The organism is Polaribacter sp. MED152 (assembly GCF_000152945.2).
Lineage (GTDB): Bacteria > Bacteroidota > Bacteroidia > Flavobacteriales > Flavobacteriaceae > Polaribacter.
Genome location: NC_020830.1, coordinates 269,746 through 283,640 on the forward strand (window position 1 = coordinate 269,746; position 13,895 = coordinate 283,640).

Sequence of the window (13,895 nt, forward strand, 5' to 3'; positions counted from 1 at the left end):
ATATAAACGTTGCTAGGAATTAATTTAGCAGCACATAATTTTTTTATAATGAATAAAGGTACCGTAAAATTTTTCAATGAGTCTAAAGGATTTGGATTTATCACTGAAGAAGGAACAAACAAAGAACATTTTGTACATGTGTCAGGATTAGTTGACGAAATTCGTGAGAACGATGAAGTTGAGTTTGACTTACAAGATGGAAGAAAAGGATTAAACGCAGTAAACGTAAGAGTATTATAATATATATTTATTACTAGTTAAATTTTTATCTAAAAGCCTCGCAATTTGCGAGGCTTTTTTTATTTTAGTTTTTCAAGAATTATTATGATTGACGGTAGACAAAGAAAAAATATTAAAATTGGTTTATTTGTAGAAATAGTACAAAAGCCACATCAAAGATCTGGAGAATTAACTAAGGGAGAAGTAGCTAAAGTTTTAACCAAATCAATACAACATCCTCATGGAATTAAAGTTCAGTTAAAATCTGGTTTGGTAGGTAGAGTCAAAAATATATTAGCCTAATTATTATCTAATAGGTATCTTAATTTGATATAGTTTTCTACTCTTATTGTTTAAATGATTCTCTCTTAACCAAGGATTATACTTTTTAAACTCCTTATAATTTAAACCATAGTTTTTGGCAAACCTTGCAATGTTTGTAATTGCAGAATCAACTTCGATTTCTCTTGTTTTTTCTAAGGTATATAAATCACTTTCATCAAAAACAAAACCATACTTTCTAGGGTTTGAGATTACTTCTTTTAAAGCCAATATTCTAAAAATATAACGTTCAGTTTCATCTGGTAATAAAGCGTCATAATAGTTGTTAACCTGTTGTGTTTCTAATCTACTAGCCACTCCATAATTACCTGCGTTGTAAGCTGCTGCTGCAAGTGTCCAAGAACCCAATCTTTCTTTAGATTTTTTCAAATACTCAGCTGCTACTTTTGTAGATTTTTCAATATGGTAACGTTCATCAACATTCTTGTTAATTTCTAAACCATATTCTTTTCCAGTAGTTTTCATAAAATGCCACATTCCTGCTGCACCAACAGAAGAAGTTTCATCAATTAAGCCACTTTCTGCTAAAGCCAAAAACTTAAAATCGTCAGGTAAACCGTACTTTTTTAATAAGGGCTCTAGAATAGGAAAATATTGATTGGCCCTTTTTATCAATAATAAACCATTAGATTGCCAATAGGTATTTACCAATAATTCTCTATCCATTCGTTCTCTAACATCAGGAATTTCAATTGGTACTCTTTCACCTGCCAAGTTTAAATTTGCAGGTAATTCAAGTGCTTGAATTTTGTAATTTTTGTGTGTATTTGTAATTGATTGTACTTCGTTTTCATGAATAGCATTCATAAATAATACAGTCACTAGAACAATACTGGCTAAGGTTAAAAGGCGAAATGATTTTTTCATGCGAAATTTTAATTTTACTTTAAAAATAAATAAAATAATGAGTCTATGCAGTTAAAGTTTCGTGAATTATTTTAGTAATTTCTTTGGCTTTAATAATAATCATAGAATGGTTTGCATTCTCTATTCTTATACAGTTTGATATACTTTTGATTGGGAAGATTTCGTCTTTAGTACCATGAATATGAACTATACCATCTATTACATCTGTATGATTCCAGTTTATGGCATTATGAATAGACCATTTAATGTACTTTTCACCTCTAACAGATAAATATTTCTTATAAAGTTTGGCTTTCTTTTCTAAGGTTTTTCCCACAAAAAATTTAGAGTAATCCTCAAAATTAGTAACCAATTGTGTAGGAAATAATTTGTAGATTTTACTTTTACTAGCCAACACAAATCGTTTTGGTAACTCTTCTGATGATTTTACACTTGAGATGATAATCAATCTTTGAACAGCAATTAGTTTACTTATTTCTTGAACAATAATACCACCAAATGAAACTCCGACTAAAACAGGATTTTCATGTTTAATTTCTTTAGATAAGCGTAAAGCATAATTACTAATTTCTTCTTCTAAATCTAAAGGTTCAATCCAAGATAAATAATGACACTCATATATTTCTGGATTTAAAGCTAAGTTTTCAAAAATTTCTGGTCCAGCTGCTAAGCCAGGCATAAAATAAATATGAGTTTTAGCCTTATCCATGTTAATTAAATATTTACAGTTTGTTTAACGAAATCAAATCGAACTAAACCATCTTCATCAATTTTAGTAAGTTCTATGGTGTGTAGTGTATTTACTAACTCAGGATTCCAAGGCGTTTTAACTTTTACATAATTTTCGGTAAATCCATTAATATAGCCTTCTTTATTTTCATTTTCAAATAAAACAGTCAGCGTATTTCCTAACTGAGATTCATAGAAAGCCCTTCTTTTTTTAGCTGATAAGCCTCGTAACATTTTACTACGTTTTGCTCTAGTTTTTTTAGGTACAACACCATCAAAATCTACAGCTTCAGTATTTGGTCTTTCAGAGTACGTAAATACGTGTAAGTAAGAGATATTTAAATCATTCAGATAGTTATAGGTTTCTAAAAATAACTCATCTGTTTCTCCAGGAAAACCTACGATTACATCAACACCAATACAGGCATTAGGCATTACTTCCTTAATTTTATTTACTCTATTTGTGTAAGTATTTTTTAAATACCTACGTTTCATTTTTTTCAATAATTTATCACTTCCAGATTGCAATGGAATATGAAAATGAGGAACAAAAGAGTTTGATTTAGATACAAAATCTATAGTTTCATCTTTAAGAAGATTTGGCTCTATAGATGAAATGCGTAACCTATGAATACCTTCTACTAAATCTAACTCTTTCACCAATTCTAAAAAGGTATGTTCGTGCTTTTTATTACCAAACTCACCTTTTCCATAATCACCAATATTTACACCAGTTAATACAATTTCTTTAATACCTTTAGAAGATATTTCTTTGGCATTATTTATTACATTTTGTAAGGTATCACTTCTAGAAATTCCTCTAGCTAAAGGTATTGTACAATAAGTACATTTGTAGTCACAACCATCTTGAACTTTAAGAAAAGCACGAGTTCTATCACCTATCGAATAAGAACCTACATAAAAATCTGCATCTACAATTTCGCAGGAATGTACTTCTCCTAAATCATTTTTACTTAAATCATTTAAGTAACTGGTTACATTAAATTTTTCTGTAGCACCTAATACCAAATCTACACCATCAACAGCTGCTAATTCTTCTGGTTTTAATTGTGCATAACAACCTACTGCAATTAAAAAAGCATTTTCATTTTTCTTTAGTGCATTTTTTACAATAGATTTAAATCTTTTGTCTGCATTGTCTGTTACAGAACATGTATTAATTACATAAATGTCTGCAACTTCTTCAAAATCAACTTTTTCAAAACCTTCATTCACAAAATTTCTTGCAATAGTTGAGGTTTCAGAAAAATTTAATTTACATCCTAAAGTATAAAAAGCGACTTTTTTATCTGACATCATTCCTTTACTTTTATCGTGGGCAAATTTACAATAATATTGATGATTTTTGAAACTGAAAGGTTACGAATAAGATATCTTACTTTAAAAGATTTAAATTCTTTTCATAAAATGCAAAGCAATCCTAAAGTAATGCAATTTGCTGATGGTGAGGTTGATACTTTTGAAGGTCATAGAAAAGAGTTAATTACACTCATCAATAAATATGAAATAGAAAATAACGACTTCTGGATTTACGCTATAGAACGCAAAATAGATGAAAAATTTTTAGGTACATTGGCTTTGGTAAAAGATGGTGATGATGATGAAATCGGATATCGATTTTTAGAAGAATTTTGGAACAAGGGTTATGGAAAAGAAGTTTGCAAAGCTACTTTAGAGTATTGCAAACACAAAGGAATGCAGCAATTAGTAGCATATTGTATAGATGCAAATGTAGCATCTGCTAAAATATTAAAAGGTTTAAATTTTGATTCAGTTGATAAACTTACCTTTGATAATCAGCAGTTTTCAGAAACTAAATATAAAATTCAATTATGATTGTAGATCATCTTAAACCACCCTATTATGCTGTAATATTTACAACAATTATGGGCGATAATACAAAGGGTTATGCAGAAACTTCTAAAAGAATAGAAGCTTTAGCGAAACAACAAGATGGTTATTTAGGTTTGGAATTTGCAAGAAATGAAATAGGAATAACTGTTTCTTATTGGCAGAGTTTAGAAGCCATTCAAAATTGGAAAAATAACATAGAACATACAGAAGCAAGAACTTTAGGCAGAGAACAATGGTACAAGCAATACCAATTGAGAATTTGTAAAGTTGAACGTGAATATGGTTTTAAGAAATAATTAATGTACGCACAGATTCAAAAAGTTTTAGAGAAGTTTATGAGTAAAGCTAGTATTTATAAATACGGTTTTAACTTATCACCAATGTATAGAAGGTCTACAGGAAGAATTGTAGAGGTTTCTGATGATCTTTTAAAAGTAAAGATTAAGATAAAATTGAGTTATAAGAATAGCAACTATGTAGGTTCTATTTTTGGCGGAAGTTTATTTTCTGCTACTGATCCTATTTTTATGATTCAGCTTTTAAATATTTTAGATAATAATTATGTGGTTTGGGATAAAGCTGCATCTATTAAATTTAAAAGGCCAGCAAAAGAAACTTGCTATGTAGATTTTATTTTTACTCAAGAAGAAATAGCTGAAATTAAAGCAGATATTGCAATTAAAAAAGAAATTGATTTAGTCAAAAACATCAAATTAACCAATAAAGATAAAAGTGTTGTTTTTGCTGAGGTTTCTAAAACCATTTATATAGCAGATAAATCTTATTATAAGGAAAAACGGAAAAATAAAAAGCTTAAAAAATCTTCTCTTTAATTCTGTTTTTTAATTTTTCTGCAACGTCTGTTGGGAAGGGTCTATCTCCATGTAAAATATCAACCATTATGTTATTGAAATATTGGCCATATTTATCAAGCAAATAATTTCTTACAGGATTATTGTGATAGAAAAACTTAGAAAGTAAAGCTCCAGATTTTAGCTCTGGCAATAGTTTAATATTTAGTTTCTCTACATAGCGTTGTTCAGCTAACTTTGAATCTAAATTACTTTCAATAATTGCTTCAGCTACATATTTACCACTTAAAATAGCGTTTGAGATTCCTTCTGCTGTTATAGGTTCTGCAAAACCAGCAGAATCGCCTATTAAAAAGACATTATTTTTCACAAAACCATCTGTTCTTGGTGCAATCGGAATTTGAAAACCATGTGCATCTTCTTTTACAATTGAAGTTATGCCTAATGTTTTTAAGTAGGTTTGGTAATATTCTTTAAGATTTATTTTACCTTTTTTAGTGGTTAAAACTCCTAATGATAAATGATTTTTCTTAGGGAAACTCCAAGCATAGCCATAAGGAACAGCGTCTATATCAAAACGAACATTTTACTTAGTCTTTCAAAGTCTTCACTAGAAACTTCGACTTCATATTCTAAAGCAGGAATTAATTTACGAGTATCTTTTGTCCAACCAGCCATTTTTGCAGTAGGACTTAAAACTCCATCTGCAGCAATAATAAAATCAGCAGAAATATCTTGCTGTGATGTTTTTAAAATTGATTTGCCATCAATAGTAACAATACTTTTTAATTTGTGATTCTCTAATAAAGTAACTCCAAATTCTTTGGCTTTTTTCACAATTAAATGATCAAAAGAATCACGCATAATCATTGTAATTATGGGTTTATCTTTTTCTGATAGATAACATTTTTCACGATTATTAAAGTAGGTTTCAACTTTTAGAAATTCGCGTTCTACAACCGAAGAAATATCAAAAGGCATGTCTTTTTTACCTCTGTTTACAAAACCACCACCACAAGTTTTATATCTTGGTAATGTTTCTTTTTCTATGATAACTGTTGCAATACCTGCTTTTCCTAAATGAAAAGCAGTTGATGCTCCTGAAGGTCCACTACCTATAATAGCCACTGTAAAATGTTTCATAGCACTAAATATTTTACGAATTTATAATTACCAATTGATGCGAGCTTGTATTGGAAAATGATCGGAATTTTTCTCGTTAAATGAGGTAAACTGATTAATAATTGCATTTTCATCAGTTAAAATAAAATCTATTCTTAATGGAAATGCGTAATTATATGTTTTTCCAAAGCCTTTACCAGCTTCGATATAAGCGTCTTTTTTATTGTTTGATATTTGATTGTAAACCCAAGAATAAGCAGTATTGTTAAAATCTCCAGAAACAATTTTTTTACCTTTCCAATTGGCTTCATGTAGCAAGAACTCTTCTGTTTGTTCTGCTTGCTTTTTAAATCCTGCCCTTAATCTTGCCAATAATTTCTCTGAATTTTCTTGACCAAAATTCTCTGCTTCTGCATTTAATTCTAAAGATTGTAAATGTAAATTATAAATACGGATAGTGTCTTTACCTTTTAGAACATCAGCAAAAATAATATTATTAGAAGTGTCCGTTAATTCTAAAGAACCTTTGTTTATAATTTTATAGTTAGAGTAAATTGCCAAACCTATATTTGAATTGGTATTTTTAAGTTTGATGTATTTATAAGGATAATTAAATGATGGATTATCGCTATTATGAAATTCTTGTAATAGTAAAATATCTGGTTCTTTCGCAGATACAAACTCACTTATTTTATTAGGTATACCTTCTTCCTCAATCCATTGCCAATGATTAAACATCCTTACATTATAAGACATGATTTTTAAGTCGGAGTTCAATGAAGATCTGCTTTCATCAAATTTGTATAATGGCGAAGTTACAAAATAGCCAATGCCTAAAATTATGGCAGATAGTAACAATTGCTTTTTTAATTGAAGTAACCAATAGACTACAAAAAAGGCATTAACTAGTATTAAAACAGGTACTAACAAACTTAAAATGGCAAAGCTAGAGAGTGTTTTTGGAGAAACATAAGGTAATAAATAAGAGAGTAGGAGTGCAGTTGCTAACAAGGAGTTTAGCAAATAAATAATTTTATTTATGAATGACAAATTCTTCACGAATGTTATTTACTTTTTTCCTTGCTTGAATAGAAATTCCTTTTCAGCCTTAGTTAACGTGTCATAACCAGATTTACTAATCTTATCTAAAATAGCATCAACTTGCTTTTGAGTTAAATCTGTATTTTGTGAGGTAGTTTTTCTTGTTTTGTTCTTATTTTTATGAACTGTTCTTAATGGTTTTTCTTTCTTTTTGAATAAAGATGACAAATAATCGAATAGCTTAATTTCTTTATTACTAGCTTGGTTTACGTATAAAAATCCAAATAGTGCACCACCTAAATGTGCAAAATGACCACCTGCATTGTTACCAATTAAACTAATAATGTCTAAACCAATCCAAAAGGCAGCTAAATGCCAAAGTTTTACAAAACCAATAAAACGTAATTTTATTTGATAGTTAGGTATGTAAGTTGCAATACCAATAAAAATGGCAGATATACCTGCAGATGCACCTACTAAAACAGAATTATCACCTTCAAAAAGCGGAAAATAGTTTTGACTGAATAGATACAAAACACCTCCAAAAAAGGTACCTAACAAATAAAAAGTAAGCAACTGCTTTTGAGTAAAATACTCTAAAAAAAGGTTTCCAATATAATAGATAACTATTAAGTTCATTAGAATATGCAGAAAATCGGCATGCAAAAAACCATAGGAAAGTAGTGTCCAAGGTTTGGTAAAAAGTGCATTAATAGAGTTGTCTAAAGCAAACCAATTAACAATAAAGTTTGTTGAATTTGCATATAAACCCTGAAGCACATTTATTAAAATGGTAATTACAAATACAGCAATATTTATGTAGATTAGTTTCTCTACAATATTACCTTGTTTGTACCTTAATTTTAATTTATTTAAAATGCTCATTAGCTAATTTTAAATTGATTTCTTTTCCAATAATAGGCAATTATAAACCCAATTAAAGCACCTCCTATGTGTGCAAAGTGTGCAATGTTACCTACAGAATACTTGGTCATTCCAAAAAATAAATCACCTAAAATCATAATGGGTATAAAGTATTTTGCAGCAATTGGTACTGGAAAGAATATTAAAGCCAATTTTGCATCTTTAAAATACAAACCAAAGGCTACTAAAACGCCATAAACTGCTCCAGAAGCACCAACTGCAGGTGTATTGTATAAAGATGTGATTTTATTAAATTGTTCTTGAGTTATGGCATTTACCACTCTTGGATCATTTGTAGAACCAGATTTTAGAATAGATAAAATTTCAGAATCACTCAATCCAGCGTTTACAAACAATTCGAAAATTCCATTAAATTGATAATAGTTAACCAATGTATAAATAATACCAGCTCCTAAACCAGCAGAAAAGTAAAAGAACAAAAACTTTTTCTTACCCCACATTTGCTCTAAAGGTGTTCCAAAAGCCCATAAGCCATACATGTTAAATAAAATATGAGCAAAACTACCATGCATGAATAAATGCGTTACGTATTGCCACAAACCAAAATTATCATTCATTGGAAAGTGTAAAGCCAACATATTTGTAAAATCTAATTGCAATAGTTGTGGTGCAACAAATACAATTACATTAATTATAATTAGGTGTTTTATGGCATCTGTAAGTCTGTTCATACTTAGCTATTAAATAAATGATCTATTTCATTTAATGTTAATGTTTTAAAAGTAGATTTCCCAAAAGGCGAAATACTAGGCTCTTTACAAGAGAACAAGTTATTCACTAGACTTTCTTGTTCTTTCTCTGCTAATTGAGTACCAGTTTTAATAGATAATGTTTTTGCAAAAGATTTAGCCATAATATCAAAATGACTAAAACTAGTATCTGGTACTTCTAAATTCATATCATTTAATAATTCTTCTAGAATTATAGTAATTTTACTTTCAGTAACAGAAACAGGAATACCTTTAATAGTTACACTATCTTTTGTAAATTCATCAAAAGAGAAACCAGCATTTTCTAATTCTGATTTAATGGTATAAATCATTTCAATTTCTGCAGATGAAAACGAAATTTTTACAGGAAATAATAATTGCTGACTGTTCGCTTCTTTAACTGTAATACTTTCTAAAAACTCTTCATATAAAATGCGTTGATGAGCCAAAGATTGATGTATTAAAACTACACCAGATTTTATTAAGCTCATTACATATTTACGTTGAATTTGAAATGTTTTTTGTGTTTTTACCTCTTGCTGATCTGTAAATAATTCATCTTGTTTCTGCTCATCTAAAGTGGTTACAGAAGAGTATAAGGTTTCCCAATCTTGAGATTTCTGCTCTCGCTTATAAGGAAAATGTATTTCTTTCTGTTTTATTTCATTGAAAGGGTTAAAATCTGGATCTACAGTAATCTTTGGAGTACTACTTTTTACACTACTTACATTTTGATGATAAGATGTATCTAAATTAGCATCTCTATTAAAATCTAAAACAGGTGCAACATTGTATTGCCCTAAGCTATGTTTTACTGTAGCTCTTAACATCGCATACAACGCCTTTTCATTATCGAATTTTATTTCGGTTTTTGTAGGATGTATGTTGATATCTATAGTATTTGCAGGTACTTTTAAATATAAAAAATACGAAGGATGTGATCCTTGTTCCAATAAACCATCAAAAGCATTTACAACTGCATGATTTAGGTAAGAACTTTTTATAAAACGATCATTAACAAAAAAGAATTGTTCCCCTCTTTTGCGTTTGGCAAATTCTGGTTTGGCTACAAAGCCTTTAATGTCTAAAATATCTGTTTGTTCATTTATAGGAACTAATTTTTCGTTCATTTTAGCCCCAAAAACAGCAACAATTCGTTGTCTTAAATTACTGCTTTTTAAATGATAAACTTCGTTATTATTATGGTGCAATAAAAAAGCAATAGAAGGATGAGCCAATGCAACTCTTTGAAATTCATCTATTACATGCCTTGTTTCTACAGTGTCTGACTTTAAGAAATTTCTACGAGCAGGAATGTTGTAAAATAAATTTTTAACGGCAATACTAGCACCTTTTCCTGTAGATATAAAATCTTGAGAAATTACTGTACTCCCTTCAATTTTAAGGCAAGTACCTAACTCTTCATTTTCTTGTTTTGTTTTCAACTCAACATGTGCAATTGCAGCAATCGATGCTAAAGCTTCACCTCTAAACCCTTTTGTACATAAGTTAAATAAATCTTCTGCCTTTTGAATTTTAGAAGTAGCATGCCTTTCAAAGCACATTCTAGCATCTGTAGCACTCATTCCTTTACCATCATCAATAACCTGAATTAAGGTTTTACCAGCATCTTTTAATAATAATTTTATACTAGTTGCACCTGCATCTATGGCATTTTCTAACAGTTCTTTTACAACAGAAGCAGGTCTTTGCACTACTTCTCCTGCAGCAATTTGATTTGCTACATGATCTGGTAAAAGTTGAATGATGTCTGACATTATTTAGAGAAGAATATTGATAAATCAAAATCGATGATATACAAGAAACCAAAAACTAAGATTAAAATGATATAAATAATAGTTTTGTTAGTGCCTTTGTCTGATGTTTTTAAGTCATTAATAGCATCAGTAAACTTCGATTTTAATCCTTTATTTTTACCTGTGGTAGTTCTAAATTTATCTAATTTGTGCTCAATTTTAAAAGGACTTCCTTCGCCTTTATAATATCGAGGTTGATAATCAAATTTTTTATTTGTTCTTTTTAAAAATCCCATAGTTTATAGTAAAAATTGATAAAATTACACTTCTTAAAAGCAATTATTATACCAATTTAAAGGATTTCAAATTTAAAGAAATTAAAGGAATACATCAAGTATTGATGTTAAAACCTTTCTTAAAATATACGAATAGAATTAGGTTTAAAAACCAATACTTTCAGAACTACGATCTAAGTTTTTAATGGATGCCATTTTAACGGCTGCAACTGCACACTCAATACCTTTATTACCTAATTTACCTCCAGATCTGTCTAGAGATTGTTGTTTGGTATTGTCTGTTAAAACACAAAATATAACTGGTACATCATATTTTACATTTAAATCTATAATTCCTTGGGTAACACCTTCACACACAAAATCGAAGTGTTTTGTTTCTCCTTGAATTACATTTCCAATGGCAATAATAGCATCTAGTTTTTCAGCTTGAATCATTTTTTTACATCCGTAAACCAATTCAAAACTTCCAGGTACATCCCAAGAAATAATATTATTCTCAGTTGCTCCACAATCGATTAAAGTTTCTATTGCACCTTTTTTTAAATTCTGTGTAATTTCAGGATTCCATTCTGAAACAACAATCCCAAATCGAAAATTCTTCGCATTTGGGATTGTAGCTTTATCGTAATAAGATAAATTGGTTGTAGCCATAATTTTAATTATTCAGTTTACAGTTTATCAATTACAGTAGAAATAACTACTGAAAGTTAAAAAACTATTTACTTAATTTTGAGCATATTTTGCTGCATTGATAAATTTATCAATGTCTTTACCTTGGTCTGAAGTTGGATATTTTTCTTTAATTATAGAAAACATACTTTCAGCCTTATCATAATCTTTTAACAACATTGCAGTTTGTGCTCCTTTGTATAAGAATAATGGAGTAGTAAATTCATTACTTTCTACATTAGCTGCTTTTTCATAATACTCTAAAGCATCTTCTTGTTGGTCTATATCAGAAAAGGCATCTCCAATAGCACCTAAAGAAACTGCGTTTAAAACAGCGTTATCAGAGTCAAATTTACTTAAATAATCAATTGCTTTATCATACTGTTTCATTTGTAAATAAGAAACACCAGCATAATAATTTGCTAAATTTCCAGCATCTGTATTACTATAAGCATCTGCAATATCTAAGAAACCATAGTTACCATCTGCACCTTCTAAGCCTAAATTTAATAAAGAATCGATACCTGAACCTGCTGTTGCAGCTTCATCAAAATATTTTCTTGGAAAAGCCAATTCATTAGAAGCTTCTAATTCATTTGGTTCTACTATGTATTTATTGTATCCTAAAAAGGCTAAAAATACCACCACAATTGTAATTAAAGCACCAAATAACACTTTACTGTTTTTTTCTATCCATTGCTCAGATTTAGATGCAGTCTCGTCTAAAGTGTTAAAAACTTCAGCAGTTGTGCTGTCCATATCTTCTGCCTGTTGTTCAGCTTTTTTACCTTCTGGTTTGTATTTTTTCTTGTATGTTGCCATATTTCCTTAAAAATTAGTGGCGACAAAAATAGTTTTTTTAATTGGATTTTAAAAGCGGTTATTTCGCAAAATTTTCAATAATTTGCAGTCGGTTTTTAATATGATTTTTTCTACATGTATTTACAGCAACTTTCATTAGTTAATTTTAAAAATATAGCTTCTCAATCATTTGATTTTCAAGAGAAAATAAATTGTTTTGTGGGTAATAATGGAGTAGGGAAAACAAATGTTTTAGATGCCATTTATTATTTGTCTTTTACAAAAAGTTACTTTAATTCAGTGGCTGTTCAGAATATAAAGCACAATGAGTCCTTTTTTATGATAGAAGGAAATTACCTTTTAAATGATAGAAAAGAAACCATTGTTTGTAGTTTAAAAAAAGGGCAAAAAAAAATATTAAAAAGAAATGGTAAAACATATGATCGATTTTCTGATCATATAGGGCAGTTTCCTATTGTTATAATTTCTCCTGCAGATAGAGATTTAGTGACTGAAGGAAGTGATTTAAGAAGAAAATTTATTGATGGTGTAATTTCTCAGCAAAATAAATCTTACTTAAAAGATTTAATAGGCTATAATAAGGTCTTAACTCAAAGAAACGCTTTATTAAAATATTTTGCGGCTAACAGAACTTTTGATGCACTCAATTTAAGTGTTTATGATGAGCAGTTAAGCGATTTTGGTACTAAAATCTATGAGGTTAGAAGGCATTTTTTAGAAGAATTTATTCCCATCTTTAATGAAAAATATAAAGTTATTTCTGGTGATAAAGAAAATGTAAATCTCAATTATAAAAGTCAGTTACACGATTTTTCTATGCCAGATTTACTTCAAAAATCTTTAGAAAAAGATAAGATTTTACAATACAGTACTTCTGGAATTCATAAAGATGACCTAAATTTTGAGATTGGTGATTATCCTATTAAAAAATTTGGTTCTCAAGGTCAGCAGAAATCGTATTTAATTGCTTTAAAATTAGCACAATTTGAGTTTATAAAACAGCAAGCTAAAATAACTCCAATTTTATTATTAGATGATATTTTTGACAAACTAGATGAAAATAGAGTAGCTCAAATTATTGATTTAGTTAATAATGATGAATTTAGACAGATCTTTATTACAGATACTCATGCAGAAAGAACTGAGAATATTTTAAAAGAAGGAAATAAACAATATCAAATTTTTAAACTTTAAGTTTCAATAAGAAAAAGTAAAAGAAATGACTAAAAGAGAGAACGATTCTTTTTCAATAGAAGATTTAATGCAAAACTTTATCAAGGAAAATAACCTAAGTAAAGGAATGCAAAAAATAAAAGTAGAAGAGACCTGGACAAAAATGATGGGGCCAGGAGTTGCAAACCATACAACTTCTGTAAAACTGCAAAATAAAACCTTAATTGTACAGCTAAAATCTTCAGTATTAAGAGAAGAATTGAGTTATGGTAAGGAAAAAATTATCAAATTAATGAATGAAGAATTGGGTAGTTCTGTAATTTCTAAATTGATGTTGGTTTAGTTAATAAGGATAGTACTTCATATCAAACCTACCTTCGGAAACATCAAATAAAAACAACTTGAAAGCAGTGGTAAAAAATTAAGAAGAAAATAATTTTTGCTTTTCTCAATTAGCTTTTTATTTAAATGATAAAAAAAACTCATAACAATTAAGTTATGAGTTTTTATATTTTA

The 13,895-nt window shown here is 29.0% G+C and carries 19 protein-coding genes; 7 read left to right on the forward strand and 12 right to left on the reverse strand.

The window, feature by feature from the left end:
* Positions 1-48 precede the first annotated feature (48 nt).
* Both MED152_RS01255 and MED152_RS01260 read left to right on the forward strand, forming a co-directional pair.
* Positions 49-240, forward strand: coding sequence for a cold-shock protein (locus tag MED152_RS01255; protein ID WP_015480027.1), 192 nt, complete (start codon positions 49-51; stop codon positions 238-240).
* Between the two features lie 84 nt (positions 241-324).
* Positions 325-522, forward strand: coding sequence for a YwbE family protein (locus tag MED152_RS01260; protein ID WP_015480028.1), 198 nt, complete (start codon positions 325-327; stop codon positions 520-522).
* A 3-nt stretch (positions 523-525) separates the two neighbouring features.
* Here the strand turns inward: MED152_RS01260 and MED152_RS01265 are convergent, their stop codons facing one another.
* From MED152_RS01265 to mtaB, 3 genes are read right to left on the reverse strand one after another with little or no spacing between them, the layout of a single operon-like run.
* Positions 526-1,428 carry a lytic transglycosylase domain-containing protein gene (locus MED152_RS01265; RefSeq protein WP_015480029.1) on the reverse strand — a complete coding sequence of 301 codons (903 nt, stop codon included), beginning with the start codon at positions 1,426-1,428 and terminating at the stop codon, positions 526-528.
* Positions 1,429-1,471: 43 nt separating this feature from the next.
* On the reverse strand, positions 1,472-2,137 hold the full coding sequence (locus MED152_RS01270) for an alpha/beta hydrolase (RefSeq protein WP_015480030.1): 666 nt from the start codon (positions 2,135-2,137) through the stop codon (positions 1,472-1,474).
* 5 nt (positions 2,138-2,142) lie between these two features.
* On the reverse strand, positions 2,143-3,477 hold the full coding sequence (gene mtaB, locus MED152_RS01275) for a tRNA (N(6)-L-threonylcarbamoyladenosine(37)-C(2))-methylthiotransferase MtaB (protein ID WP_015480031.1): 1,335 nt from the start codon (positions 3,475-3,477) through the stop codon (positions 2,143-2,145).
* A 39-nt stretch (positions 3,478-3,516) separates the two neighbouring features.
* Between mtaB and MED152_RS01280 the strand changes: the two genes are divergently transcribed.
* The 3 genes from MED152_RS01280 to MED152_RS01290 are packed head-to-tail and all read left to right on the forward strand — an operon-like array spanning position 3,517 to position 4,865.
* Positions 3,517-4,014 carry a GNAT family N-acetyltransferase gene (locus MED152_RS01280; protein WP_015480032.1) on the forward strand — a complete coding sequence of 166 codons (498 nt, stop codon included), beginning with the start codon at positions 3,517-3,519 and terminating at the stop codon, positions 4,012-4,014.
* Positions 4,011-4,328: an antibiotic biosynthesis monooxygenase gene (locus MED152_RS01285; protein ID WP_015480033.1), complete on the forward strand. Its 318-nt coding sequence runs from the start codon at positions 4,011-4,013 to the stop codon at positions 4,326-4,328. The genes MED152_RS01280 and MED152_RS01285 overlap by 4 nt, the downstream gene beginning before the upstream one ends.
* A gap of 3 nt (positions 4,329-4,331) precedes the next feature.
* Positions 4,332-4,865, forward strand: a complete 534-nt coding sequence (locus MED152_RS01290) for a DUF4442 domain-containing protein (RefSeq protein ID WP_015480034.1) — start codon at positions 4,332-4,334, stop codon at positions 4,863-4,865.
* Here the strand turns inward: MED152_RS01290 and MED152_RS13790 are convergent.
* From MED152_RS13790 to MED152_RS01330, 9 genes are all read right to left on the reverse strand, one after another.
* Entirely contained in the window at positions 4,846-5,214 is a 369-nt protein-coding gene (locus MED152_RS13790) for an NAD(P)/FAD-dependent oxidoreductase (protein ID WP_015480035.1), read from the reverse strand. The two genes, MED152_RS01290 and MED152_RS13790, sit on opposite strands and share 20 nt — an antisense overlap.
* A gap of 197 nt (positions 5,215-5,411) precedes the next feature.
* On the reverse strand, positions 5,412-5,987 hold the full coding sequence (locus tag MED152_RS13795; RefSeq protein ID WP_015480036.1) for an FAD-dependent monooxygenase: 576 nt from the start codon (positions 5,985-5,987) through the stop codon (positions 5,412-5,414).
* Positions 5,988-6,014: 27 nt separating this feature from the next.
* Entirely contained in the window at positions 6,015-6,977 is a 963-nt protein-coding gene (locus MED152_RS01300) for an endonuclease/exonuclease/phosphatase family protein (protein WP_238559150.1), read from the reverse strand.
* A 57-nt stretch (positions 6,978-7,034) separates the two neighbouring features.
* Positions 7,035-7,892: a rhomboid family intramembrane serine protease gene (locus MED152_RS01305; RefSeq protein ID WP_015480038.1), complete on the reverse strand. Its 858-nt coding sequence runs from the start codon at positions 7,890-7,892 to the stop codon at positions 7,035-7,037.
* The gene (locus MED152_RS01310; protein ID WP_015480039.1) at positions 7,892-8,623 is read right to left on the reverse strand and encodes a rhomboid family intramembrane serine protease; all 732 of its coding nucleotides are present in this window, start codon (positions 8,621-8,623) and stop codon (positions 7,892-7,894) included. The genes MED152_RS01305 and MED152_RS01310 overlap by 1 nt, the downstream gene beginning before the upstream one ends.
* Before the next feature lie 2 nt (positions 8,624-8,625).
* Positions 8,626-10,440 (reverse strand): DNA mismatch repair endonuclease MutL, encoded by a 1,815-nt coding sequence (gene mutL, locus MED152_RS01315; RefSeq protein ID WP_015480040.1) that lies wholly within the window; start codon positions 10,438-10,440, stop codon positions 8,626-8,628.
* The gene (locus tag MED152_RS01320) at positions 10,440-10,715 is read right to left on the reverse strand and encodes a hypothetical protein (protein ID WP_015480041.1); all 276 of its coding nucleotides are present in this window, start codon (positions 10,713-10,715) and stop codon (positions 10,440-10,442) included. The genes mutL and MED152_RS01320 overlap by 1 nt, the downstream gene beginning before the upstream one ends.
* A 144-nt stretch (positions 10,716-10,859) precedes the next feature.
* Complete coding sequence (gene ribH / locus MED152_RS01325) at positions 10,860-11,366, reverse strand: 6,7-dimethyl-8-ribityllumazine synthase (RefSeq protein WP_015480042.1); 507 nt, start codon at positions 11,364-11,366, stop codon at positions 10,860-10,862.
* Between the two features lie 72 nt (positions 11,367-11,438).
* Positions 11,439-12,206, reverse strand: a complete 768-nt coding sequence (locus tag MED152_RS01330) for a tol-pal system YbgF family protein (protein WP_015480043.1) — start codon at positions 12,204-12,206, stop codon at positions 11,439-11,441.
* 114 nt (positions 12,207-12,320) lie between these two features.
* On the opposite strand from MED152_RS01330, the gene MED152_RS01335 reads away from it, so the two are divergent.
* Together MED152_RS01335 and MED152_RS01340 are read left to right on the forward strand one after the other, a co-directional pair.
* Positions 12,321-13,400: a DNA replication/repair protein RecF gene (locus tag MED152_RS01335; protein WP_015480044.1), complete on the forward strand. Its 1,080-nt coding sequence runs from the start codon at positions 12,321-12,323 to the stop codon at positions 13,398-13,400.
* A gap of 25 nt (positions 13,401-13,425) precedes the next feature.
* Positions 13,426-13,722 (forward strand): DUF721 domain-containing protein, encoded by a 297-nt coding sequence (locus MED152_RS01340; protein ID WP_015480045.1) that lies wholly within the window; start codon positions 13,426-13,428, stop codon positions 13,720-13,722.
* Positions 13,723-13,895 lie beyond the last annotated feature (173 nt).

What these genes read in the sequence shown, in the direction of transcription:
- MED152_RS01270 (WP_015480030.1), bottom strand. Translation starts at nt 2,137, where the DNA reads ATGGATAAGGCTAAAACTCATATTTATTTTATGCCTGGCTTAGCAGCT.
- MED152_RS01330 (WP_015480043.1), bottom strand. Translation starts at nt 12,206, where the DNA reads ATGGCAACATACAAGAAAAAATACAAACCAGAAGGTAAAAAAGCTGAA.
- MED152_RS01305 (WP_015480038.1), bottom strand. Translation starts at nt 7,892, where the DNA reads ATGAGCATTTTAAATAAATTAAAATTAAGGTACAAACAAGGTAATATT.
- MED152_RS01310 (WP_015480039.1), bottom strand. Translation starts at nt 8,623, where the DNA reads ATGAACAGACTTACAGATGCCATAAAACACCTAATTATAATTAATGTA.
- MED152_RS01280 (WP_015480032.1), top strand. Translation starts at nt 3,517, where the DNA reads ATGATTTTTGAAACTGAAAGGTTACGAATAAGATATCTTACTTTAAAA.
- mtaB (WP_015480031.1), bottom strand. Translation starts at nt 3,477, where the DNA reads ATGATGTCAGATAAAAAAGTCGCTTTTTATACTTTAGGATGTAAATTA.
- mutL (WP_015480040.1), bottom strand. Translation starts at nt 10,440, where the DNA reads ATGTCAGACATCATTCAACTTTTACCAGATCATGTAGCAAATCAAATT.
- MED152_RS01290 (WP_015480034.1), top strand. Translation starts at nt 4,332, where the DNA reads ATGTACGCACAGATTCAAAAAGTTTTAGAGAAGTTTATGAGTAAAGCT.
- ribH (WP_015480042.1), bottom strand. Translation starts at nt 11,366, where the DNA reads ATGGCTACAACCAATTTATCTTATTACGATAAAGCTACAATCCCAAAT.
- MED152_RS01320 (WP_015480041.1), bottom strand. Translation starts at nt 10,715, where the DNA reads ATGGGATTTTTAAAAAGAACAAATAAAAAATTTGATTATCAACCTCGA.
- MED152_RS13795 (WP_015480036.1), bottom strand. Translation starts at nt 5,987, where the DNA reads ATGAAACATTTTACAGTGGCTATTATAGGTAGTGGACCTTCAGGAGCA.
- MED152_RS01255 (WP_015480027.1), top strand. Translation starts at nt 49, where the DNA reads ATGAATAAAGGTACCGTAAAATTTTTCAATGAGTCTAAAGGATTTGGA.
- MED152_RS01335 (WP_015480044.1), top strand. Translation starts at nt 12,321, where the DNA reads ATGTATTTACAGCAACTTTCATTAGTTAATTTTAAAAATATAGCTTCT.
- MED152_RS01340 (WP_015480045.1), top strand. Translation starts at nt 13,426, where the DNA reads ATGACTAAAAGAGAGAACGATTCTTTTTCAATAGAAGATTTAATGCAA.
- MED152_RS01260 (WP_015480028.1), top strand. Translation starts at nt 325, where the DNA reads ATGATTGACGGTAGACAAAGAAAAAATATTAAAATTGGTTTATTTGTA.
- MED152_RS01265 (WP_015480029.1), bottom strand. Translation starts at nt 1,428, where the DNA reads ATGAAAAAATCATTTCGCCTTTTAACCTTAGCCAGTATTGTTCTAGTG.
- MED152_RS01285 (WP_015480033.1), top strand. Translation starts at nt 4,011, where the DNA reads ATGATTGTAGATCATCTTAAACCACCCTATTATGCTGTAATATTTACA.